The following is a 21,867-nucleotide window of genomic DNA, read 5'->3' on the forward strand; positions in this document are numbered from 1 at the left end:
ACCGCCGCGGGTCAGTCGCCGGCCGCGACGAGTTCTTCCACCGAGTCGTGGCGGATACGGTCCGACGGGATGCCTATGTCCCTGAGGGTGTCGACACCGCTGCGGATCATGCCGGGCGGCCCCGAGAGATACGCGTCGAACTCGTTCCACGGCCCGTACTCGCGTACGACGTCCGGCAGCTGGAGATGGGCCTGCTGGTCGACGACGGGGCGTACCGCGAGCCAGGGGTGGCTCTGCTGGAGCCGCAGCATGGTGTCGATGTCGTAGAGGTCGTGATCGGTGCGAGCCCCGTAGAAGACCTCGACGGGTCGGCGCTCCCCGTGTTCGGCGACGTCCTCGACCAGGGCCTTGATGGGCGCGATGCCGGTGCCGCCGCCCAGACAGAGCAGTCCGCTGTCGGTGGTGTGGTCGACGGTCATGGAGCCGGACGGCGGTCCGAGCCGGATGACATCGCCGGGCCGGGCGCGGTGCACCAGCGCGTTGGAGACCCAGCCCGCCGGAACCGCCTTGACATGGAACGTCAGCAGCCCGTCCGAGCGAGGCGCCGAGGCAAAGGAGTAGTGCCGCCAGATGCGTGGCCACCACGGTGTTTCCAGGCTTGTGTACTGGCCGGCCAGGAACGGGTACGGCTGGTCGGGCCGGACCGTGACGACAGCGACGTCCGGCGTCCTCAGGTCGTGGGAGACCACTTCGGCGTACCACCAGGCCGGAGCACGCAGCTCGTCGGCGGCAGCAGCGTCGATCATGACCTGGGAGATGGTCGTGTACGTGCGCACCCAGGCCGCCTCCATCTCGGCGTCCCAGATCGCGGAGGCGTACCGGCTGAGCGAGCCGATGAGGCACTCACCGACGGCCGGGTAGTGCTCCGGCCGGGTGCCGTACTTGCGGTGTCCCCGGCCGAGGTTCTGCAGATACGCGACGAGGACCTCGGTGTTGTCGATGTGCTCGGCGGCGGTCAGCAGCGCCTTGAGCAGCCGGTCCCGCTGGGTGTCCATCGCGGCGGGAAACATCGAGCGCAGCTCGGGGTGGCGCACGAAGAGCAGCGCGTAGAAGTAGGAGGTGACCTTGTCGGCGATGTCACCGACCTCGGCCATGGTTCGCCGGATCAGTACGGCGTCGGGAGACGCCTTGGGAGCGGGGGCCGGCGGCCGGGCCGTCACAAGCGGCTCAGGGCGGGCCTCAGACCCCGGGGAGCCGCGGTGGGACTGCCGGGGGCCCTGCTCGGTCGCGGAGGCCTGTGAGGGCAGCGGAGAGCCGAACTCCGCCTGCCGGGGACCCGACTGCGGCCGCACGGCTTCGTGGGCCGGCTCCGGCTCGACATGACGAGAGGCCTTGGGCGCTTCGGCGACGCGGGATATTCGTTCCTGCTGGGAAGTTCCCTGCCCGGGAGCCGCTTGCTCAGGAGCGGTGTGTCCGGGTTCCCCCTGCGTTCCTGCGGACCGGCCCACCGGGCGCAACGCGGCCAGCCGACGGCCGTCCGATGATCCCTGGTCACCGCTGGGAGTCGGCGGGTCCTTGTGCGGTGTGAACCAGCCGCCCCCGCCGTTTCCGCCTGAAGTGCCGTTGTCGGCCGACGTGGTGGTCGGAGCGTCCATGGTCTGCCTCGCCTCGAACATCTTTCGGTCGGTCTGCGCACCTCCGCGGTCGGAAGATGCCTGCTTTCCCCCGCAGACGGCTTGCTCTCTTTCCCGGTTCAGTCCCGTCGGCCCAGTGCGGCCGCATTGAAGCCGGATTCCCGCCCCGTACGGACAAGTAAGGCGAGAATGTGACATTGGCCGCAGCGCTCTCGTCGAGCATCCCACCCCGGGTCAACGCCCGGCCTCATAACGGAAAATGCGGGTCTTCGATCTCTCCGTCCCGTTAGGCTGCTTTGGCCTGCGTTGCCGGTCGCCCGCGTCGGCGGGACGTGTGCACACCTCGGCGGACGCGAACCGGAGTCGACCATACCGGCCGTGGCTCTCGGCACAAGTGCCTTCTTCCCTCAGGGGGAATGAAGGCGGCACCGGGCCACCGATAGCGCGAATTACCGTGCCGCACACACCAATTGATAGGCATCGCACAGGTTCCGTCCCACGTAGGAGTACGTGGCCAGGACGCTCAGATGGTGGTCCGCATTGACCGCGACGGACACCGGCACAGCGCGGAAAAGGTCCTTGTCCGAGAGGGAGTCGCCATAGGCGACACAGTCGCTCCGCCGCACCTCGAACTCTTCACAGAGCCGGTCCGCGATCTGCACCTTTGCCGCGGCGTTGAGTACGCCCGCCGGATCCACCGGCTCCGCGAACGGCACGGCGGGAAAGCGCGAGCCATGAGCCGCGTGCGCTCCCCATGACATCAGACGCTCCACAAAGAACGAGGGCGACAACGAGACGACGGCGCAGTAGTCGCCGTTTTCCCGGATCTGCCCCCAGACGTCTTCGATACCGGACATCCATGGCGCTCCGTCGAAAGCCGCCGCCACATGCGCCTCAGTGAGTTCCGTCCACAGGGCATGCACGCGCGTCGCGTACTCGGGAGGACCTATGAGCCCCGCGGAAATGGCCTTCTCCAGCGCCATGGTCTCGGCTTCCAGCCCGAGCTGCCGGGAGATCTCCAACGGTGCGGTGCTGCCATGGAGCAACGTCCCGTCGAGGTCGAAGAGATGAAGTCTCGCCATGTACGCCGAGGCTACTGGGGCAGTCGACGGTCAGGGGCCGGGGTTTCACGTGAAACAGCTGTCCGTCGCGTCCGCTCACTGTGGGGCGGCGCCGAGCATCGCCCAAAGAGGAGCGGACTGCCTGGAAACCGGTGGACGGCAGCGGCTCATGTCAGACAGCCTGACGTGCGTGTCGACACCTTCCCTCACCGCTCTGCCCGTTCGTCGTCTGACGCCTCGCGACCTCGCCGCCTGCGCGGACTTGTCCGAAGACCGGGGCTGGCCCCGTGAGGAACACAAGTGGGGTCTGCTGCTCACCGCAGGGACCGGATACGGCATCGACGACCCCGCCGGCGGTCTCGTCACCGCGTGCGTGGTGACCGAATACGGACCGCGCGACTGCCCCGAACTGGGAGCGATCGGCATGGTTCTCGTCGCCGAGCGGCATTCCCGCCAGGGTGTCGGCCGTCGACTGATGCGACACGTCGTCGAAGAGATGGGCAGCACCCCTCTGACCCTGCACGCGACCGTGTACGGGCGCCCGCTCTACGAGGAGTTGGGATTCAAGGTCACCGGCCGGGCCGAGATGTTCCGTGGGAAGTTCACTCCTGGCGGCCCTGAGCCCGAGGTCTTCACCCGCCCGGCCACGGCGGAGGATCTCCCCACCATCCTCCGGCTGGACGAAGAGGTCTTCGGCACGGATCGCACCCGCATGATCACGCGGTTGCCCGCCTTCTCCGACCAGCTGCGCGTCGCCGAGGAGAGCGGCCGGATCATCGGCTACGCGGCCGCATGGCCCAACATGACCGACCAGGTCGTCGGCCCGCTGATCGCCCGGGACGCGGAGACGGCGAAGGCCCTCGTCTCCTCGCTCGCCGCCCACACCGACCGACCGCTGCGCACCGACATCGACGTGCGGCACGAAGAGCTGCTGGCCTGGCTGACAGAGCGCGGGCTTGCCTCCGTCGCCTTCAACTCCGTCATGACGTACGGGATCCCGGAACTGCCCGGCGACTGGACTCGCCGCTTCGCGCCGCTGACGGTCGCCGCCGGCTAGACCTCCGCCACGCCGACAGACGAAATGCCGGTCCCCAGGGACACCGTGGGAGACCGGCACTTCTGGACTGTCGTACGCCGGGCGGGTGCAGCGCTGCCGAGCGTCAGACGAGCGATGCGACGGCGGTGACGGCGAAGCCGTGGTCCTGGTCGGGCATACCGCCACCGATCCCGATCGCGCCGATCAGACGGCCGTCACGGTGGACCGGCACGCCGCCCGCGATGAACAGCAGGGGGCGGTCGAGCGCGGTGGGCAGGGTGTGGAAGAGACCACCGGGCTGCACCGCGTCGACAAGATCGGCGGTTGCCGCGTTCAACTGGAGTGCCGTGTAGGCCTTGCGCGTGCTGGTCTCTCCCGAGATCAGCACGGCCTGGTCGTCGCGCCGGAACGCGAGAAGGTGGCCGCCCGCGTCGAGAACGGTGGCACTGATCCGAACGCCGGCGGCTTCGGCGGCACGACGGGCCGTGGTGACGAGGACCTCGGCGTCCTCGATGGTCAGGGGGGCAACGGCGGTGGATGTGCTCATCAGGGGTTTCTCCTTGTGGGGGTGCTGTTTCGAGTGGGGACGTGCCGGTCGGGACGGTGCGGGGACGGCCCTGGCCCCGCACCGGGCCCGATTCCGGTCAGTGGTGGACGGCGGTCCGCCGCTCGGCCGGGGTACCACTGGCGACCACGGAGCCGGGAAGGGCCGTGCGGCGCTCCAGAGCGGCCGAGAGGACGGCCAGAACGAGCGCGCTCGCGGCGAGAACCGCACCGACCCAGTTGGGTGCGGTGTAGCCGAGGCCCGCCGCGATGACGATGCCGCCGAGCCAGGCAGAGAGGGCGTTGCCGAGGTTGAAGGCGCCGATGTTCACGGCCGAGGCCAGGGTGGGCGCGCCGTGCGCCTGGTCGAGAACGCGCTTCTGCAGAGGAGGCACGGTCGCGAATCCCAGAGCGCCGATCAGGGCGATCGTGACGGCCGCCAGGAGCTTGTTGTGCGCGGTGACGGTGAAGAGGGCGAGCACGACGGCGAGGCCGCCCAGAGACACGTACAGCATCGGCATCAGCGCGCGGTCGGCGAACCTGCCGCCGACCAGGTTTCCGCCGACCATGCCGAGGCCGAAGAGGACCAGCAGCCAGGTGACCGATCCGTCGGCGAAGCCCGCGACGTGCGTCATCATCGGCGCGATGTACGTGATGGCCGCGAAGACACCGCCGAATCCGAGCACCGTCATCGCCATCGCGAGCAGGACCTGGACGTTCTTGAAGGCGGCGAGTTCGTGGCGCAGGTGCACGCCCTCGGGCTTCGGCATCTCCGGCACCAGCTTGGCGATGCCCAGCAGGCCGATGACGCCGAGCGCGGCGACCCCCGCGAAGGTGACACGCCAGCCCGCGGACTGTCCGATCAGCGTGCCCAGCGGGACGCCGACGACATTGGCGATCGTGAGCCCGCTGAACATCATCGCGATGGCGCCGGCCTTCTTCTCGGGCGCGACCAGCTCGGCGGCGGCCACCGACCCGATGCCGAAGAAGGCACCGTGGGCGAGGGAGGCGACCACCCTGCCCACGAACATCAGCCAGAAGGCCGGAGCCACGGCGGAGATCAGATTGCCGAGGACGAACAGACCCATCAGCACCATGAGCATCCGCTTGCGGGAGACCTTCGTGCCGAGCGCGGTCATGATCGGCGCACCGATCACCACACCAAGGGCGTATCCGGTCACGAGTAGTCCGGCAGTGGGGATGGAGACACCGAAGTCTCCGGCGACCTCGGGCAGGACGCCCATGATCACGAACTCTGTCGTTCCGATTCCGAAGGCCCCGATCGCGAGGGCCAGAAGCGCGAGAGGCATGGTGGAGTACACCTTCCAGAAGATTGCATGAGCGCTTTGCCTGCGTTCACAATAGTTGCAGACGCGGGCTACATGCAACAGCGGACTATTGCGCCTGTGCTCTATCCTGGGTTCAGTCGCTCCGGGACGGAGGAAACGCCATGACAGCCACGGACCCCGCGCTCACCGCCCTCGCTCAGGGATGGTGCGCACTCTCCCTGCTGCACGGGAGGATCGAGGCCCACATCGAGCGGGCCCTACAGGCCAAGCACGGGCTCAGCGTGCGCGAGTACTCCCTGCTCGACGTCCTCAGCCGGCAGCACGACGGCGACGGCGGCCATCTCCAGATGAAGCAGGTCGCGGACGCGGTCGTCCTCAGCCAGAGCGCCACCACCCGGCTGGTCACCCGCCTTGAGGACCGAGGGCTGCTCGCCCGCTATCTCTGCCCGACCGACCGCCGCGGCATCTACACGAACGTCAGCGAGGCCGGCCTGGACCTCCTCGCCGAGGCGCGGCCCACCAATGACGCCGCCCTGCGCGAGGCGCTCGACGAGGCGGCCGGGAACCCTGAGCTGGCTCCCCTGGTCCGGGTCGTGGAGTCCGCGAGCGTGCCCGTACAGCCCGCGCCCTCGGTGGGCGTGCCCTCGTAGGGTGCGCTCATGGCAGATCTTGAGATACGAGCGGCGGTCGCCGACGACGTGCCCGCCATTGTCGCGATGCTCGCCGACGACCCGCTGGGTGCCCAAAGGGAATCGCCCGACGATCTGACCCCGTATGAGGTCGCCCTGGAGCGTCTGAGCGGGGACCCGAACCAGCACCTGGTCGTCGCCGTGCGCGAGAACCGCGTTGTCGGCACCCTGCAGCTCACCGTGATTCCCGGACTGTCCCGCAAGGGGGCGACGCGCTCCATCATCGAAGGCGTACGCATCCACGCCGACGAACGTGGCAGCGGTCTCGGGACGGAGCTCATCGAGTGGGCTATCGAGGAATCCCGCCGCCAGGACTGCCACTTGGTCCAGCTGACCTCCGACGCCTCCCGCACCGACGCCCATCGCTTCTACGAGCGGCTCGGCTTCGAAGCCTCACACGTCGGCTTCAAGCTCCCGCTCTGACACAGGCCACTGACCACCCGTCGCTCGGCCTTCCTGCCGCCCCGTCCTCGCTGCCGCCCACGACGCACCGCAGCGGCGCTCAGGGGGGTGGTCGTCTCGATGCCGCTTCTCCGCACAGCGGAGGCGTCCTGTTTCACGTGAAACAGGACGCCTCCGGCTCCGGTGTCGCCTACTGGATGCCTCGCCAGCCTTCAGGGTCCACTCCACCGGGCACAGAAGCCTCCTCGTCGTACGGCTGGCGCGTAAACACGAACGACCCGAGGTCCAGATGGCTCACCGAGCCGTCAGGCCGTCGTACGGGCCGCAGAAGCTCGCCCGCGTAGTAGCCGTCGAGCCCCGTCCATGTCCCGTCCCCGTTCGCCCTGAAGCGCGCACCCCGGCCGACACCCGAGAGCGGGCCCAGCACGAGCCCCCCATCGGCCGGCAGCCGCAGCCCGAAGGCCTGAGTTCCCCAGTACCACTGACCCGCCAACTCCAAGACGCCATGGTCGACTTCGGTCATCGGGCGCCAGGGTTCGGGAATCCGCGGCTCCGCCTCCGCGACGATCCGCACCAGATCGGCGGCGACGGTGAACACGGGCGGACCTGAGGTGCAGTTGGACAGCACCACCGCCGCCACGTCGTCCTCCACGCTGATCACCAGTCCGGCGACGAAGCCCGGCAGGGAGCCCCCGTGCCCTACGAGGGTTCGGCCGTCACGGTGCGCGATCTGCAGGGCGAGCCCGTAGGAAGACCCCGCGGCCAGCTCCGCTGTCTCGGGCGGCGCGGCGGGCGCACGCATCTCCCTCACGGACTCCGCGCTCAGCACTCGGTCGTCGCCCTGGGTGAGGAAGACGGCGAAGCGGGCCAAGTCCCCTGTGGTGGACCACAGCTGTCCGGCCGGAGCCATCCGCCCGAGGTCCTCCGCGGGCTCGGGCATCATCGCGTCCGCCCAAGGGTGGACCGCCCATCCCCCCGCGTGCGGCGCCTGCGCGTGACCGCTCGTACGGTGCAGGCCGAGCGGTTCCAGAACCTCACGTCGCAGCACTTCTTCCCATGGGGCTCCACGTAGCTCCTCGACCAGCGCTCCGAGCAGCGTGTAGCCGGGGTTCGAGTAGTGGTGCCGCCGACCGACCGGATGCCGGAACGGCTGCTCGCCGAGTACGTCGGACAGTTCGGGGCGCAGCGAGCCTGGTGTGCGCTCCCACCACGGCGCGGGCGACTCGGCCGCCAATCCTCCGGTGTGCGCGAGCAGTTGGGAGATGGTGACCTCCCCCGCGCCGGTGCCGGGGACATGCTTCTCCAGCGGGTCACCGAGGTCCAGGACGCCCTCGTCGCGCAGCCGCAGTACGAGAACGGCGGTGAAGGTCTTGGTGATGGAGCCGATCCGGTACTGCACGTTCTCGTCCGGCCCGTGACCGTCCACCGAGGTCCGCGCCCCGTTCCACACCGCCTTCCCGCCCCGGACCACCGTCGCGACGAGCGACGGCGCCCGTCCCTCGCTCTGCGCGACGGCAATACGGTGCAGCAGGGCTCGGCGTGTGCCGGGAAGGAGATCTTCGTGGGGTGTCGTCATGACACCAGTCCACCCGCCCCGCCACCGAACGTCGAGCGGATTAACCCGAAGCGGCCCCGCAGGGCTGTAAGGTCTCGCCGCTCGTGACATGTCGATCTTGCGTAACCTTGGCGTTCTTGGCTGTCTCACGGCGTTGTCACCCATGATCAGTCTCAAATCCGTGGCATTTCCTCGCGAGGGCGAGGTCGAGATAAGGCGGCTTGCCCGAGTCGGCCGAGTACACCACGCTGAGCCTCGAGCACGAGGACTACCGGCGAGCCCAGATCGCGCACCGATGAGTTTCCCGCGCCGCGCTGGTCTATACGCCGGACACCCACGGACGGAAGGCTGGGCCATGCGGAAGCTGATCTACGGCATGAACCTGACCCTGGACGGCTACATCGCCGCGCCCGGCGACGACATCGGCTGGGGCGGACCGCCGAGTGACGAGCTGTTCCAGTGGTGGCTCGACCACGAGAAGGCGAGCAGTCTGTCGCTGTATGGGCGCAAGCTGTGGGAGGCGATGAGCTCCCACTGGCCGACCGGCGACCAGCAGCCCGACGCCACCCCGGCGGAGATCGAGTTCGCGCGGAACTGGCGGGACACGCCGAAGGTGGTCTTCTCCTCGACGATCGACAAGGTCGACTGGAACACCCGCCTCGTCACGGGCGACGCGATCGCCGAGATCACCCGGCTCAAGGCCGAGGACGGCGGCCCAATGAACATCGGCGGCGCAACGCTCGCCGGGGCGGCCATGCGCGCCGGGCTGATCGACGAGTACGCGATCGCCGCCCATCCGGTCCTGGTAGGCGGCGGCACGCCGTTCTTCACCGCGCTGGACAACTGGGTGAACCTGAACCTGGTGGAGACGCGGACGTTTCCCGGCGGCGTGGTCCTGACCAGGTACGAGACGAGGCGCTGAGCAGCAGGGCCCGGATCAGGTCTGTGCCATGTCCACGAAGCGTGAGTAGTGCCCCTGGAAGGCCACCGTGATCGTGGCCGTCGGGCCGTTACGGTGCTTGCCGACGATGATGTCGGCCTCGCCGGCACGCGGGGACTCCTTCTCGTAGGCGTCCTCGCGGTGCAGCAGGATGACCATGTCCGCGTCCTGCTCGATCGAGCCGGACTCACGCAGGTCGGAGACCATGGGCTTCTTGTCCGTGCGCTGTTCGGGGCCACGGTTGAGCTGCGACAGCGCGATCACCGGCAGTTCCAGCTCCTTGGCCAGCAGCTTCAGGTTTCGCGACATGTCGGAGACCTCCTGCTGGCGGCTCTCGGAGCGTTTGCCGCCCGACTGCATCAGCTGGAGGTAGTCGATGATCACGAGCTTCAGGTCACTGCGCTGCTTGAGGCGGCGGCACTTGGCACGGATCTCCATCATCGACAGGTTCGGGGAGTCGTCGATGTAGAGGGGCGCGGCCGAGACGTCCGGCATACGACGGGCGAGCCGGGTCCAGTCCTCGTCGGTCATCGTGCCGGACCGCATGTGGTGCAGGGCCACGCGCGCCTCGGCCGACAGCAGGCGCATCGCGATCTCGTTGCGGCCCATTTCGAGCGAGAAGATCACGCTGGGCATGTTGTGCTTGATCGAACAGGCTCGGGCGAAGTCCAGGGCCAGCGTCGACTTACCCATGGCGGGACGAGCCGCGATGATGATCATCTGGCCGGGGTGCAGGCCGTTGGTGAGCGAGTCCAGGTCGGTGAAGCCGGTCGGTACGCCGGTCATCTCTCCCGAACGCGATCCGATCGCCTCGATCTCGTCGAGCGCGCCCTCCATGATGTCGCCGAGCGGTAGATAGTCCTCGGTGGTGCGCTGCTCGGTGACCGCGTAGATCTCCGCCTGGGCGCTGTTGACGATCTCATCGACATCGCCGTCGGCCGCGTATCCCATCTGCGTGATGCGTGTGCCCGCCTCGACCAGGCGGCGCAGGACCGCGCGCTCGTGCACGATCTCCGCGTAGTACTCGGCGTTCGCCGCGGTCGGGACTGTCTGCACCAGCGTGTGCAGATAGGGAGCGCCACCGACCTTGGTGATCTCGCCCCGCTTGGTGAGCTCGGCCGCGACCGTGATGGGGTCGGCCGGCTCGCCCTTCGCGTACAGGTCGAGGATCGCCCCGTAGATGGTCTCGTGCGCCGGCCGGTAGAAGTCGTGGCCCTTGAGCACCTCGACGACGTCGGCGATGGCGTCCTTCGACAGGAGCATGCCGCCGAGGACGGACTGCTCGGCGTCGAGGTCCTGCGGCGGTACCCGTTCGAACGACGAGCCGCCGCTTTCCCAGGAGCCGTTGTCCCGGTCACGGTCGTGCTGCTCGTCACGGCTGCGGCCGCCACTCCCACGGCGGCGGGACGAGGGCAGACGATCACTGGGACCACTGTCCGCCCAGGGGTCGTCCAAGGGCTCGGAAATACTCACCGAGCCACCTCCTCCCGTCCGCGGAGCGGACCTAGCAGTGCCCTTAATTTCTACGGCACGGCACTGACAACTGAGCTGCCCAACTCCGGTTCTCACGCGTCGGTTTTGCGTGGTTTCCGAGGACGGAGGAGAGAACGGGCGCCGCACCACGTTAGGCCCGCAGGCACCGTCAGCCAATCTGGTTATCCACAGGCCATGTGGACGACGGCCCCGATGCTGTGGAGAACTCCACAAAACCTGTGCACGACCCGGTGGACAGCCCTGTGAACAAGCCCTCACCTCTTCCGGCGAACCTGTTCTGACCTGGTCCTTTCCCGTCCACCGGTTGTGCAGAAGAAAAACTTCCCCACTCGGATCAAGATCGCTGCAAACGGTGCACCGCGACACGCCCCACCCAACGGAGAGTAAGGGTCTTTCGCACATTGCATCTCTTACCTGTGGAAGATTAGATTGGTGCTCATGACACAGGCTCCCGCAGCACCCAGGGCCGCCCGACGCCGGCACGACCGAGAGATCGTCGCGCTGGCCGTTCCGGCCTTCGGCGCACTCGTCGCCGAGCCTCTTTTCGTGATGGCCGACAGCGCCATCGTCGGCCACCTCGGTACGGCTCAGTTGGCCGGACTCGGCATCGCCTCGGCCCTCCTCATGACGGCCGTGGGAGTCTTCGTCTTCCTCGCCTACGCCACTACGGCCGCAGTCGCCCGCCGAGTCGGCGCCGGCGATCTGCGAGCCGCGATCCGCCAGGGCATGGACGGCATCTGGCTCGCCCTGCTCATCGGCGCGGTCGTCATCGCCGTCGCCCTGCCCACCGCACCATCCCTCATGGAGTTGTTCGGGGCATCGGACACCGCGGCTCCGTACGCGACGACCTATCTACGGATCTCGGCATTCGGCATTCCCGCCATGCTCGTCGTGCTGGCCGCCACCGGAGTACTGCGCGGACTTCAGGACACGAAGACCCCGCTGTACGTCGCCGTCGGGGGCTTCGTCGCCAATGCGGTTCTCAACGTCGTCCTTGTCTACGGCGCCGATCTCGGCATCGCCGGCTCTGCCTGGGGCACCGTCATCGCTCAGTGCGGCATGGCAGCCGTCTACCTGAACGTCGTCATCCGCGGAGCCCGGAAGCACGGCGCCTCCCTGCGACCGGATGCCGGCGGGATACGAGCCAGTGCCCAGACCGGAGCTCCCCTGCTCGTCCGTACGCTGTCGCTCCGGGCGATCCTTCTGATCGCCACGGCTGTCGCCGCCCGGCTCGGGGACGCAGACATGGCGGCACACCAGATCATCCTGTCGCTGTGGAGCCTGCTCGCCTTCGCTCTCGACGCCATCGCCATCGCGGGTCAGGCCATCATCGGGCGCTATCTCGGTGCCGACGACGCCCAAGGCGCCCGCGAGGCATGCCGCCGCATGATGCAGTGGGGTGTCGTCACAGGAGTGGTGCTCGGTCTGCTGGTCCTGGCGACTCGCCCTCTGCTCCTTCCGCTGTTCAGCAGCGACTCGGGCGTGCAGGACGCGGCGCTGCCCGCTCTGGTGATGGTGGCCGTCTCCCAGCCGATCTGCGGGATCGTCTTCGTCCTGGACGGCGTCCTGATGGGTGCGGGAGACGGGCCCTACCTGGCCTGGGCCATGCTGATCACGCTGGCTGTCTTCACCCCCGTCGCTCTGCTCGTTCCCCTCCTCGGTGGCGGGCTGACCGCGCTCTGGGGAGCGATGACGCTGATGATGACGATGCGGATGCTGACACTGTGGCTGCGGTCTCGCTCGGGCCGCTGGATCGTCACGGGCGCTACGCGCTGACGTGACACCGACCGTTTCACGTGAAACGAGGGTTTCACGTGAAACGACGAGCCCGGTCATCCATGGAGCGCGAGGGCGCACTCGTGCAACGCAGAAGGGCCGCACCCCGAGGGGTGCGGCCCTTCTCTCAGCTATGCCGAGCGCTGCACTCAGGCAGCGACAACCTCGATGTTGACCTTGGCGGCAACCTCGGGGTGCAGACGCACGGACGTCTCGTGGGCGCCCAGGGTCTTGATGGGCGAGCCCAGCTCGATGCGGCGCTTGTCGACCTCGGGGCCACCGGAAGCCTTGATCGCCGAAGCGACGTCGGCCTGGGTGACGGAACCGAAGAGCCGACCGGCGTCGCCGGAGCGAACGGCCAGACGGACCTTGACGCCCTCGAGGCGGGCCTTGATCTCGTTGGCCTGCTCGATGGTCGCGATCTCGTGGATCTTGCGAGCACGACGGATCTGCTCGACGTCCTTCTCGCCACCCTTGGTCCAGCGGATCGCAAAGTTCCGCGGGATCAGGTAGTTGCGAGCGTAACCGTCCTTGACGTCAACGACGTCGCCCGCGGCACCGAGGCCGGAGACCTCGTGGGTGAGGATGATCTTCATCTGTCGGTCACCCTTCCCTTATCGCGCGGTGGACGTGTAGGGCAGCAGCGCCATCTCACGGCTGTTCTTCACAGCCGTGGCGACGTCACGCTGGTGCTGCGTGCAGTTGCCGGTCACGCGGCGGGCACGGATCTTGCCGCGGTCGGAAATGAACTTCCGCAGCATGTTCGTGTCCTTGTAGTCCACGTACGTGACCTTGTCCTTGCAGAACGCGCAGACCTTCTTCTTCGGCTTGCGCACAGGCGGCTTCGCCATGGTGTATCTCCTGTGTGATCAAGAAGTGGGAGTACGGCCCACCCTCGGCCCTGAGGCCTAGAAGGGGGGCTCGTCCGAGTAGCCGCCGCCGGAACCGCCGGAGCCGCCGGAGCTTCCGCCCCAGCCGCCACCGCCGCCGCCACCCTGGTTGCCACCGGCGGGAGTGCCGGTTGCCCAGGGATCGTCGGCAGGAGCGCCGCCGCCCTGCGGAGCACCGCCGGAGCCACCGCCCCAGCCGCCGCCCTGCTGGCCGCCGCCACCGCCGCCGCCGTAACCGCCCTGACCGCCTCGGCCTGTGGTCTTGGTGACCTTGGCCGTGGCGTTCTTCAGGCTGGCGCCGACTTCCTCTACATCCAGCTCGTAGACCGTGCGCTTGACGCCCTCACGGTCCTCGTAGGACCGCTGCTTCAACCGGCCCTGCACGATGACGCGCATGCCTCGCTGGAGCGACTCGGCGACGTTCTCCGCCGCCTGACGCCAGACCGAGCAGGTCAGGAACAGGCTCTCGCCGTCCTTCCACTCATTCGTCTGACGGTCGAAGGTGCGGGGAGTGGACGCGACACGGAACTTCGCGACCGCCGCACCGGAAGGGGTGAAGCGCAGCTCGGGGTCGTCGACAAGATTGCCGACGACCGTGATGACGGTCTCGCCTGCCATGGGGGAACCTCTCGGCGGGTTTGCTGCTGGCTGCTGGTGCTGCTACTCGATGCCCGAGATCAGCTGAGCTGGAAGCTCAGTGGGTCTCGGGACGGAGGACCTTGGTCCGGAGGACCGACTCGTTCAGGTTCATCTGGCGGTCGAGCTCCTTGACGACCGCAGGCTCGGCCTGCAGGTCGATGACCGAGTAGATGCCCTCGGGCTTCTTCTTGATCTCGTACGAGAGACGACGACGGCCCCAGGTGTCGACCTTTTCGACCTTGCCGTTGGCCTCACGGACAACGGAGAGGAAGTTCTCGATCAGGGGGGCGACAGCGCGCTCTTCCAGATCGGGGTCGAGGATGACCATCACTTCGTAGTGACGCATGTGGAACCCACCTCCTTTGGACTCAACGGCCACGGTCGTTCCGTGGCAGGAGGGTTGTGATGCGTACGCAACGGTATCGGCCGCCACTGACAATCGGGCCCGCCGATCGGTGAACCGAGCGGCAATCCCTGTCGTGACCTGGCCATGAGCCTGGGCAGACACCGGTGCAGAGGGTACAGACTACCTGCACACCGGCTTCCGGTTGAAATCCGACCGGGTTGGCCGTCAATCTGTACACATCGGGTGTGTATGGCGCTACGATGCGCCGCCTTCCGCAGGAGGTGCCCTATGGCACAGGTATTGCGACCCAACACCACCGGCTCACTCTTCGCCACGGACGGCAAGCCTCATCCGCTCCAGGACACCCTGCTCGTGGTGACCCTGGTGTGCGGAGTCCTGGCCTTCGTCACGTCGATGTTCGACAGCCTCCACCTGCTCAGCTCCTGGGCCGGTCTTGTCGGGATCCTGGCCGGCGCCTACGGACAGTTCATCTCCGAGACGACCCGGGAGCGCTTCGGACTGATCGTCGGACTCGGCCTCTCGGGCGTCGGTTTCTACCTCGGCCTGGCTCACGGCGGCCTATTCGGCGGTGTGATCTGAGTCGAACGTCCGTTTTCCCCTGACCTCGGAACGCTTCACACGCCGTCCCCGGGGTTCAGGTTCCATACGGCCAGACGGGGCGCTCGCAGGGCGCAGTAGGCTTCGGCGCGAGAGCCGGAGCCCCTGTACCCATGGGGACACACCAGCCCGAGGAGCGCCCCGAATGAGCCTGACCCTGAGGACCATCAGCCGAGAGCAGCATCTGGCATACATCCAGAGCCTGCCCGCGGCTAGTCACATGCAGGTCCCCGCCTGGGCAGACGTGAAGGCCGAGTGGCGCTCGGAGAACCTCGGATGGTTCGACGACAGGACCGGCGAGATGGTCGGCGCCGGCCTGGTGCTGTACCGCCAGCTGCCCAAGATCAAGCGCTATCTCGCCTACCTGCCCGAGGGTCCGGTCATCAACTGGTTCGCGCCGAACCTCGACGACTGGCTGCAGCCGATGCTCGCGCATCTCAAGCAGCAGGGCGCCTTCTCGGTGAAGATGGGCCCGCCGGTGATCATCCGGCGCTGGGAAGCCACCTCCATCAAGGGCGGCATCCAGAACCCGGATGTGAAGCGCCTGCGCGACATCGAGGCCGACTTCATCGAGCCGCGCGCCTTCGAGGTCGCCGACAAGCTGCGCCGCATGGGCTGGCAGCAGGGCGAGGACGGTGGTGCCGGCTTCGGCGACGTCCAGCCCCGCTATGTCTTCCAGGTGCCGCTCGCCAACCGCTCCCTGGAAGAGGTCCACAGGAACTTCAACCAGCTGTGGCGCCGCAACATCAAGAAGGCCGAGAAGGCGGGCGTCGAGGTCGTCCAGGGCGGATACCAGGACCTGGAGGAGTGGCAGCGGCTGTACGAGATCACCGCTGTGCGCGACCACTTCCGGCCCCGCCCTCTGTCGTACTTCCAGCGCATGTGGACGGCCCTCAACACCGAGGACCCCAACCGCATGCGGCTCTACTTCGCGCGTCACAACGGGGTGAACCTGTCGGCCGCGACGATGCTCGTCGTCGGCGGACACGTCTGGTATTCCTACGGCGCCTCGGACAACATCGGGCGCGAGCACCGGCCCTCGAACGCGATGCAGTGGCGCATGCTGCGCGACTCGTACGCCCTGGGAGCCACGGTCTACGACCTGCGTGGCATCTCCGACTCGCTGGACGAGACCGATCACCTCTTCGGCCTGATCCAGTTCAAGGTGGGCACGGGCGGAGAGGCCGCCGAGTACCTCGGTGAGTGGGACTTCCCGCTCAACAAGCTGCTCCACAAGGCGCTCGACATCTACATGTCGCGCCGCTGAGCCGTACCGAACCGCATGCCGAGCCGCTGTTTCAGCCCTGCATCGCCCCATCGGTCCGGCAAATCGGCGACAATTCCTTTTCATACCTCTGATACACCGCAGCCACGAGAAAGGTTCCGGGACCGGCCATGGCGCTCACGCTCTACGTCGACACCGCGCGCTGGCGGGCACACCACAAGCAGGTGTCCGAGCAGTTTCCGGGGCTGGTCCCCGTCTGCAAGGGCAACGGCTACGGCTTCGGCCACGAACGGCTCGCGGACGAGGCCACCCGCCTGGGCTCGGACATCCTCGCGGTCGGCACCACGTACGAGGCCGCCCGGATCAAGGACTGGTTCGGCGGCGATCTGCTGGTCCTGACGCCGTTCAGGCGGGGCGAGGAGCCCGTACCGCTGCCCGACCGTGTCATCCGCTCCGTGTCGTCCATCGACGGCGTGTACGGCCTTGTGGGCGCCCGTGTCGTCATCGAGGTGATGTCCTCGATGAAGCGGCACGGCGTGAGCGAGGAGGAGCTGCCGCATCTGCACTCCGCCATCGAGAACGTCCGGCTCGAGGGCTTCGCGATCCACCTGCCGCTGGACCGCACCGACGGCTCGGACGCCGTCGAGGAGGTCATCGGCTGGATGGACCGTCTCCGTGCGGCCCGCCTGCCCCTGCACACGATGTTCGTCAGCCACCTCAAGGCCGAGGAACTCGCGCGACTTCAGCAGCAGTTCCCGCAGACCCACTTCCGCGCCCGTATCGGCACGCGGCTGTGGCTGGGGGACCACGAGGCCACCGAGTACCGCGGGGCCGTCCTGGACGTCACCCGCGTCTCCAAGGGCGACCGCTTCGGCTACCGGCAGCAGAAGGCGGCCGGAGACGGCTGGCTCGTGGTCGTGGCGGGCGGTACATCGCACGGGGTGGGCCTGGAGGCCCCCAAGGCGCTGCACGGCGTCATGCCGCGCGCCAAGGGCGTCGCACGCGCCGGCCTCGCGACGGTCAACCGGAACCTTTCTCCGTTTGTCTGGGCGGGCAAGCAGCGCTGGTTCGCCGAGCCCCCGCACATGCAGGTCTCGATCCTCTTCGTGCCGTCCGACGCCTCGGAGCCGAAGGTCGGCGACGAACTCGTGGCCCACCTGCGGCACACCACCACGCAGTTCGACCGCGTCGTCGAGCGCTGAGCCCCGGGTTCAGTCCCTACGCTCCAGCCGAAAGGCCGTACGCGGACACCGTGTACGGCCTTTTGCGTACGTCTTTCCCACCCTGTTCGCTCAGAGCGAACGGTCCTCGGGCGTCGCGTCGCGGCCGCCCCAGTCGACCTGCGGAAGCCCGTCGAAGTGGGCGGCGTGCCGCGGCGGATGAGCGGCCGCCCCGAGCACGAAGACGTCCTCGGCGCCGTCCAGCAGCCCGCCGGACGGGTCGTCGTCCCCTGCTCGGCGCACCACGTCGCGCTCCGGCATGAAGATGTCCCGTACCACCACCGCGCACAGGTACAGCGTCCCCAACAGATGGACGGCGATGGCGACTTGGTATCCGTCGGTCGGCAGGCCCTTATGGGCGTCCCCACTGGTCGTGTACGCGAGGTACATCCAGATACCCAGGAAGTACGCGACCTCGCACGCCTGCCAGATCAGGAAGTCCCGCCAGCGCGGCCGGGCCAGCGCGGCGAGCGGGACGAGCCACAGCACGTACTGCGGCGAGTAGACCTTGTTCGTGAGGATGAAGGCCGCCACGATCAGGAAGGCGAGCTGAGCGAAGCGGGGGCGACGTGGGGCGGTGAGCGTGACGGCGCTCAGACCCGCACAGATGATCAGCATCATGATCAGCGCCCACGCGTTGGCGGCGTCGGGGGTGATCGTGATCTTCAGCCATTGCGAGATGAACAGGAAGACCGACCCGAAGTCGACGCCACGGTCATGGCTGAAGCTGTAGAACTTCGACCACCCCTCGGGCGCGAAGTACATGACCGGAAGGTTCACGACCAGCCAGGCACCGACGGCACCGAGCAGCGCCGTTCCGAACTCACGCCACTTGCCGGCCCGCCAGCAGAGCAGGAAGAGCGGCCCGAGCACCAGGAACGGGTAGAACTTGGCGGCCGTCGCGAGCCCGATCAGGACACCGAACGCCAGAGCACGCCCCCGCGACCACATGAGCATCGCGGCGGCCAGCAGGGCCACGGCTAGGAGATCCCAGTTGATGGTGGCCGTGAGCGCGAAGGCGGGCGCGAGAGCGACGAGAAGGCCGTCCCAGGGGCGGCGACGGTGGGTACGCGCGGTGCATACGGCGATGACCGCCGCGCACGCCATCAGCATCCCCGCATTGACCATCCAGTAGATCTGCTCCTGGTCCTGGATGCTCCCGCTGCCCGGAGTGAGCCAGGCCGCGACCTCCATGAACACACCGGTCAGCACCGGGTACTCGAGGTACTCCATGTCGCCGGGGATCTTGTCGAAGTACGGCACAAGGCCGTCGGCGAATCCCCGCCCCTGGTAGAGGTGCGGGATGTCCGAGTAGCAGGCGTGCGTGTACTGCGAGCTGGCGCCGAAGAACCAGCCGCCGTCGTAGCAAGGCAGCTTCTGGACCATACCGAGGGCGAACATGCCGATCGCCAACAGCGCGACGACCCGCACGGGCGTCCACCAGGACGTCCCGAGCAGGGCCCGCCGCCCGATGGGGCCGCCGATCAGCTCACTGCCGCTGGCGGCGACCTCGTCATCCTTGGTCGGCCGCACCAGCTCCGGCTCGTGCACGCTCGCTCGCGTCGTCTCTGCACTGGGCATGCCGCACATCCTGCCGTACGCGTCTAGGAATAGGCCGAGGGCCGCCCCACCTGGTCGGTGTGGCGGCCCTCGTTTCACGTGAAACGGTGTGTTTCACGTGAAACACACACGGAGGCGTCTAGCCGCTCGAGCCTCCGAAGAGGCCTCCGCTATTGCTGCCATTGCCGTTGCCTCTACTGGTCCCGGTAGAGGTGGATTCCGACGGTGAGGCGCTCACCCCTCCGTCGGTGGTGCCACCGGTATCAGTACCGCCGGTGTCGGTCCCACCGGTGTTCTGGCAGTTGAAGTCGAACTTCCTGCAGGTGTCACTCGGCGAGGGCGAGGGGGACGTCAGGGTCTCGCTGGGGGTGGGAGTCGGCGTCGGGCTCTCGGACGCGCTCTCGGTGGCCGAGGGCGTGGGCGTCGGGCTCGGGGTGTCGTTGAGGATCTCACCGATGTCCTCGGGCTTCGGGAAGGCCTCCGCCGGCTCGCCCTTGAGCGCCACCTCCATGTAATCCCGCCAGATCTGCGACGGGAACGAGGCACCATGGATGGTCTGCTCGCCACCCGTGCCGTACATCTGCAGGAACTTGCGGTTCTTCTTGGTCTCGTCGTCGTCCAGGCGGTACATGCCGATCGACGTGGCCAGCTGCGGGGTGTATCCGACGAACCAAGCGGACTTGTTGCCGTCGGTCGTACCGGTCTTGCCGGCCACCTCGCGACCCTTCAGCTGCGCGTTGGTGCCCGTGCCCTTCTCCACCACCGTCTTCAGGACGTCGGTGACGTTGTCGGCGACCGCCTCGGTGAAGGCGTCGTTGGTCTTCGCGATCTTGTCGTGCTGGAAGAGCATGCCGTTCTTGTCGGTCACCTTCTCGACCGAGTACGGGTCGCGCTGCTTACCGCTGGCCGCGAAGGTGGCGTACGCACCAGCCATCCGGATCGCGCTCGGAGATGAGGTACCGAGAGAGAACGACGGGAACCTCGAACTGGCGAGGCTCGACTCCTTGATGCCCGCGTCCAGGACGGCTGTCTTGACCTTGTCCAGGCCGACATCCATGCCCAGCTGGACATAGGCGGAGTTGACGGACTCGCGCATCGCCTCACGCAGGTCGATCTTGTAGCTGGGCGGGTTGTACGACCGCTGGCCGTCGTTCTGCTGCAGCCACTCCCTGCCCTTGTCGTCCGTCCAGTCGGTGTGGTCGTAGTCCTTGATCTTGAGCTTGTTCTTGCCGCTGTACAGGCTCTTCGGCGAGACGATGGTGCGTTCGTCCTGCGCCTGCTCCGGGTCCCCATCAGGATTCTTGGCACCCCAGGACATGGCGGCCGCCAGCACGAAGGGCTTGAACGTCGAACCCACCTGGGCGCCGGTCTGGTCGGCGTTGTTGGTGAAGTGCTTGGTCGCGTCCACACCGCCGTAGATGGCCTTGATCTGACCACTGGCCGGGTCCACGGAGGCTCCGCCGAACTGGACGTACTTGTCCGTCTTCGGTCGCAGCTTTTCCTTGATGTTGGCCTTCTGGACCTTCTTCACCGCGGCCTCGAGCGCCTTGACCTTCTTCTTGTTGAAGGTCGTGTGAATCTCGAGGCCACCCTGCCGAAGCCTGGTCTCCGAGATCCCGGTCTTGTCGCTGTTGTTGATCAGGTACGAGTTGGCCAGGTCGACTAGATAGCCGACCTGCCCGCTCAGCGCGGCGTTGGACCGCGGACTCTTGATCTCGGGGAACTCGGTGAACTTGTTCCGTTCCGCCTGGCTCAGGCGGCCGTCCTTGACCTCTTCGTTGAGAATCCACCGCCAGCGATCCTCGGCGCGCTGACGGTTGGCATCAGCCGTGGCGGCCGGGTCGATCGACACAGCCCCTGCCGGGTCGTAGTACGTGGCGCCCTTGAGCACCGCCGCCAGGAAGGCACACTGGCTCGCGTCCAGTTCCTGGGCGGGCTCGTCGAAGTAGGCATGCGCCGCGGCCTGGATCCCGTAGGCGTTGCGCCCGTAGTACGCGGAGTTCAGGTAGCCGGCCATGATTTCGTCCTTGGGCATCTTGGCCCCGACCTTGATGGAGACGAACAGCTCCCTGAGCTTGCGCGAGACCGTCTGTGACTGGTCTTCGAGCATCGCGTTCTTGACGTACTGCTGGGTGATGGTGGAGCCACCCTGCGTCTGACCACCCTTGGCCATGTTGACGAAGGCGCGGGCGATACCCATCGGGTCGACTCCGCTGTCGGTCTCGAACGTCTTGTTCTCGGCCGACATGACGGCCCACCGCATCTCCTTGGGGATCTGCGCGTAGCTGATGATCTGGCGGTTGGTCTCACCACCCGTGGCGACCATCTGGGTGTCGTTGTCCCAGTAGTAGACGTTGTTCTGCGCCTTGGCGGTCTTGCCGACTTCCGGGATGCCCACCAATGCGTACGCGACGCTCGCGGCCGCGACCAGGCTGCCGCAGAAGCCGATGAACAGGCCCGTCACGAGCTTCCAGGACGGCACCCAGCGCGCGGCGCCGTACTTACCGGCGCGCGGGTAGTCGATGATGCGTTTCCGGGCAGGCTCGGGGGCGCGGCCTCGGCCGCGTCCTGGCCCGTTCGGGCCCGGGGGGCCACCACGTCGGCCGCCCCCTCCTCCGGGGCCACCGTGTCCCGCGCCGTCGGCGGCTCTGCGCCGGCCTCCGCCGCTCCCTCTCTGTGTGGCCCGCCGTGCCTCGGCACGGCTACCGAACGGGCTCTCTGCGCCCCCCGAGTCATAGGAATCGGAAGGAGACCCGGTGGCGCCTCGCGGTGTCTCCCGGCGGCCTGCGGACGGGCCGGGCTGTGGCTGGCCGCGCCGGGCCGCGGCACGTCCGCCGCCCTGCGGCTGCGGCGGTTTGCGACGGTGCTCGCTCATCGAACGATTACTCCTCGGGCAGGCGCACCTTTGCGCGCCTGGAAACGGCGGCTGGTTTCCGGTCCCCCCGAAGTACGGATGCGGTCGTTAGCGCATTCACCCGTACTGCACCGAAGACGTTGACGTTCTCAGGCG

At 67.7% G+C, this 21,867-nt stretch carries 20 protein-coding genes; 8 read left to right on the forward strand and 12 right to left on the reverse strand.

Annotation, left to right across the window (positions count from 1 at the left end; genetic code table 11):
- Positions 1 to 11: 11 nt before the first annotated feature.
- On the reverse strand, positions 12 to 1,616 hold the full coding sequence (locus tag OG788_RS23280) for a globin domain-containing protein (protein WP_406373201.1): 1,605 nt from the start codon (positions 1,614 to 1,616) through the stop codon (positions 12 to 14).
- Between the two features lie 407 nt (positions 1,617 to 2,023).
- Complete coding sequence (locus OG788_RS23285; RefSeq protein WP_406373203.1) at positions 2,024 to 2,656, reverse strand: HAD family hydrolase; 633 nt, start codon at positions 2,654 to 2,656, stop codon at positions 2,024 to 2,026.
- A 169-nt stretch (positions 2,657 to 2,825) separates the two neighbouring features.
- On the opposite strand from OG788_RS23285, the gene OG788_RS23290 reads away from it, so the two are divergent.
- Positions 2,826 to 3,692 carry a GNAT family N-acetyltransferase gene (locus tag OG788_RS23290; RefSeq protein WP_406373205.1) on the forward strand — a complete coding sequence of 289 codons (867 nt, stop codon included), beginning with the start codon at positions 2,826 to 2,828 and terminating at the stop codon, positions 3,690 to 3,692.
- A 103-nt stretch (positions 3,693 to 3,795) separates the two neighbouring features.
- On the opposite strand, the gene OG788_RS23295 is transcribed toward OG788_RS23290, so the two are convergent.
- Together OG788_RS23295 and OG788_RS23300 are read right to left on the reverse strand one after the other, a co-directional pair.
- Positions 3,796 to 4,218 carry a heme-binding protein gene (locus OG788_RS23295; protein WP_406373207.1) on the reverse strand — a complete coding sequence of 141 codons (423 nt, stop codon included), beginning with the start codon at positions 4,216 to 4,218 and terminating at the stop codon, positions 3,796 to 3,798.
- 97 nt (positions 4,219 to 4,315) lie between these two features.
- Positions 4,316 to 5,524 (reverse strand): MFS transporter, encoded by a 1,209-nt coding sequence (locus tag OG788_RS23300; protein WP_406373208.1) that lies wholly within the window; start codon positions 5,522 to 5,524, stop codon positions 4,316 to 4,318.
- Positions 5,525 to 5,664: 140 nt separating this feature from the next.
- On the opposite strand from OG788_RS23300, the gene OG788_RS23305 reads away from it, so the two are divergent.
- Both OG788_RS23305 and OG788_RS23310 read left to right on the forward strand, forming a co-directional pair.
- Entirely contained in the window at positions 5,665 to 6,153 is a 489-nt protein-coding gene (locus OG788_RS23305; RefSeq protein ID WP_406373210.1) for a MarR family winged helix-turn-helix transcriptional regulator, read from the forward strand.
- 9 nt (positions 6,154 to 6,162) lie between these two features.
- A complete protein-coding gene (locus OG788_RS23310) occupies positions 6,163 to 6,615 on the forward strand; it encodes a GNAT family N-acetyltransferase (RefSeq protein WP_406373212.1) in 453 nt (150 codons plus the stop codon).
- A gap of 169 nt (positions 6,616 to 6,784) precedes the next feature.
- Here the strand turns inward: OG788_RS23310 and OG788_RS23315 are convergent, their stop codons facing one another.
- A complete protein-coding gene (locus OG788_RS23315; RefSeq protein ID WP_406373214.1) occupies positions 6,785 to 8,170 on the reverse strand; it encodes a serine hydrolase domain-containing protein in 1,386 nt (461 codons plus the stop codon).
- Between the two features lie 334 nt (positions 8,171 to 8,504).
- Here OG788_RS23315 and OG788_RS23320 point away from each other — a divergent pair, with 334 nt between their 5' ends.
- Positions 8,505 to 9,071 carry a dihydrofolate reductase family protein gene (locus tag OG788_RS23320; RefSeq protein ID WP_406373215.1) on the forward strand — a complete coding sequence of 189 codons (567 nt, stop codon included), beginning with the start codon at positions 8,505 to 8,507 and terminating at the stop codon, positions 9,069 to 9,071.
- Between the two features lie 15 nt (positions 9,072 to 9,086).
- Here the strand turns inward: OG788_RS23320 and dnaB are convergent, their stop codons facing one another.
- Positions 9,087 to 10,562 (reverse strand): replicative DNA helicase, encoded by a 1,476-nt coding sequence (gene dnaB, locus OG788_RS23325; RefSeq protein ID WP_351536103.1) that lies wholly within the window; start codon positions 10,560 to 10,562, stop codon positions 9,087 to 9,089.
- Between the two features lie 450 nt (positions 10,563 to 11,012).
- On the opposite strand from dnaB, the gene OG788_RS23330 reads away from it, so the two are divergent.
- A complete protein-coding gene (locus OG788_RS23330; RefSeq protein WP_406373218.1) occupies positions 11,013 to 12,359 on the forward strand; it encodes an MATE family efflux transporter in 1,347 nt (448 codons plus the stop codon).
- A 149-nt stretch (positions 12,360 to 12,508) separates the two neighbouring features.
- Here the strand turns inward: OG788_RS23330 and rplI are convergent, their stop codons facing one another.
- The 4 genes from rplI to rpsF all read right to left on the reverse strand — a co-directional run bounded on the left by rplI (position 12,509) and on the right by rpsF (position 14,234).
- The gene (gene rplI / locus OG788_RS23335; protein ID WP_266760569.1) at positions 12,509 to 12,955 is read right to left on the reverse strand and encodes a 50S ribosomal protein L9; all 447 of its coding nucleotides are present in this window, start codon (positions 12,953 to 12,955) and stop codon (positions 12,509 to 12,511) included.
- Positions 12,956 to 12,973: 18 nt separating this feature from the next.
- The gene (gene rpsR, locus OG788_RS23340) at positions 12,974 to 13,210 is read right to left on the reverse strand and encodes a 30S ribosomal protein S18 (protein ID WP_003949403.1); all 237 of its coding nucleotides are present in this window, start codon (positions 13,208 to 13,210) and stop codon (positions 12,974 to 12,976) included.
- Positions 13,211 to 13,267: 57 nt separating this feature from the next.
- Entirely contained in the window at positions 13,268 to 13,867 is a 600-nt protein-coding gene (locus tag OG788_RS23345) for a single-stranded DNA-binding protein (protein WP_406373219.1), read from the reverse strand.
- A gap of 76 nt (positions 13,868 to 13,943) precedes the next feature.
- Positions 13,944 to 14,234 carry a 30S ribosomal protein S6 gene (gene rpsF / locus OG788_RS23350; protein ID WP_017240415.1) on the reverse strand — a complete coding sequence of 97 codons (291 nt, stop codon included), beginning with the start codon at positions 14,232 to 14,234 and terminating at the stop codon, positions 13,944 to 13,946.
- A gap of 288 nt (positions 14,235 to 14,522) precedes the next feature.
- Here rpsF and OG788_RS23355 point away from each other — a divergent pair, with 288 nt between their 5' ends.
- The 3 genes from OG788_RS23355 to OG788_RS23365 all read left to right on the forward strand — a co-directional run bounded on the left by OG788_RS23355 (position 14,523) and on the right by OG788_RS23365 (position 17,279).
- A complete protein-coding gene (locus tag OG788_RS23355) occupies positions 14,523 to 14,834 on the forward strand; it encodes a hypothetical protein (protein ID WP_266760574.1) in 312 nt (103 codons plus the stop codon).
- 163 nt (positions 14,835 to 14,997) lie between these two features.
- Entirely contained in the window at positions 14,998 to 16,119 is a 1,122-nt protein-coding gene (gene femX / locus OG788_RS23360; RefSeq protein WP_351536111.1) for a peptidoglycan bridge formation glycyltransferase FemX, read from the forward strand.
- A gap of 128 nt (positions 16,120 to 16,247) precedes the next feature.
- Positions 16,248 to 17,279, forward strand: a complete 1,032-nt coding sequence (locus OG788_RS23365) for an alanine racemase (RefSeq protein ID WP_266760578.1) — start codon at positions 16,248 to 16,250, stop codon at positions 17,277 to 17,279.
- A 90-nt stretch (positions 17,280 to 17,369) separates the two neighbouring features.
- On the opposite strand, the gene OG788_RS23370 is transcribed toward OG788_RS23365, so the two are convergent.
- Together OG788_RS23370 and OG788_RS23375 are read right to left on the reverse strand one after the other, a co-directional pair.
- Complete coding sequence (locus OG788_RS23370; protein ID WP_351536117.1) at positions 17,370 to 18,878, reverse strand: glycosyltransferase 87 family protein; 1,509 nt, start codon at positions 18,876 to 18,878, stop codon at positions 17,370 to 17,372.
- Between the two features lie 118 nt (positions 18,879 to 18,996).
- The gene (locus OG788_RS23375; RefSeq protein WP_406373221.1) at positions 18,997 to 21,732 is read right to left on the reverse strand and encodes a transglycosylase domain-containing protein; all 2,736 of its coding nucleotides are present in this window, start codon (positions 21,730 to 21,732) and stop codon (positions 18,997 to 18,999) included.
- Between the last annotated feature and the right edge of the window lie 135 nt (positions 21,733 to 21,867).

Source organism: Streptomyces sp. NBC_00647 (assembly GCF_045207245.1).
Taxonomy (GTDB): domain Bacteria; phylum Actinomycetota; class Actinomycetes; order Streptomycetales; family Streptomycetaceae; genus Streptomyces.

Excerpts from the sequence above, each read along its gene's own strand:
- OG788_RS23280 (WP_406373201.1), bottom strand. The coding sequence starts at position 1,616 with ATGTTCGAGGCGAGGCAGACCATGGACGCTCCGACCACCACGTCGGCC.
- OG788_RS23285 (WP_406373203.1), bottom strand. The coding sequence starts at position 2,656 with ATGGCGAGACTTCATCTCTTCGACCTCGACGGGACGTTGCTCCATGGC.
- OG788_RS23295 (WP_406373207.1), bottom strand. The coding sequence starts at position 4,218 with ATGAGCACATCCACCGCCGTTGCCCCCCTGACCATCGAGGACGCCGAG.
- OG788_RS23300 (WP_406373208.1), bottom strand. The coding sequence starts at position 5,524 with ATGCCTCTCGCGCTTCTGGCCCTCGCGATCGGGGCCTTCGGAATCGGA.
- OG788_RS23305 (WP_406373210.1), top strand. The coding sequence starts at position 5,665 with ATGACAGCCACGGACCCCGCGCTCACCGCCCTCGCTCAGGGATGGTGC.
- OG788_RS23310 (WP_406373212.1), top strand. The coding sequence starts at position 6,163 with ATGGCAGATCTTGAGATACGAGCGGCGGTCGCCGACGACGTGCCCGCC.
- OG788_RS23315 (WP_406373214.1), bottom strand. The coding sequence starts at position 8,170 with ATGACGACACCCCACGAAGATCTCCTTCCCGGCACACGCCGAGCCCTG.
- OG788_RS23320 (WP_406373215.1), top strand. The coding sequence starts at position 8,505 with ATGCGGAAGCTGATCTACGGCATGAACCTGACCCTGGACGGCTACATC.
- rplI (WP_266760569.1), bottom strand. The coding sequence starts at position 12,955 with ATGAAGATCATCCTCACCCACGAGGTCTCCGGCCTCGGTGCCGCGGGC.
- rpsR (WP_003949403.1), bottom strand. The coding sequence starts at position 13,210 with ATGGCGAAGCCGCCTGTGCGCAAGCCGAAGAAGAAGGTCTGCGCGTTC.
- OG788_RS23345 (WP_406373219.1), bottom strand. The coding sequence starts at position 13,867 with ATGGCAGGCGAGACCGTCATCACGGTCGTCGGCAATCTTGTCGACGAC.
- rpsF (WP_017240415.1), bottom strand. The coding sequence starts at position 14,234 with ATGCGTCACTACGAAGTGATGGTCATCCTCGACCCCGATCTGGAAGAG.
- OG788_RS23355 (WP_266760574.1), top strand. The coding sequence starts at position 14,523 with ATGGCACAGGTATTGCGACCCAACACCACCGGCTCACTCTTCGCCACG.
- femX (WP_351536111.1), top strand. The coding sequence starts at position 14,998 with ATGAGCCTGACCCTGAGGACCATCAGCCGAGAGCAGCATCTGGCATAC.
- OG788_RS23365 (WP_266760578.1), top strand. The coding sequence starts at position 16,248 with ATGGCGCTCACGCTCTACGTCGACACCGCGCGCTGGCGGGCACACCAC.
- OG788_RS23370 (WP_351536117.1), bottom strand. The coding sequence starts at position 18,878 with ATGCCCAGTGCAGAGACGACGCGAGCGAGCGTGCACGAGCCGGAGCTG.
- OG788_RS23375 (WP_406373221.1), bottom strand. The coding sequence starts at position 21,732 with ATGAGCGAGCACCGTCGCAAACCGCCGCAGCCGCAGGGCGGCGGACGT.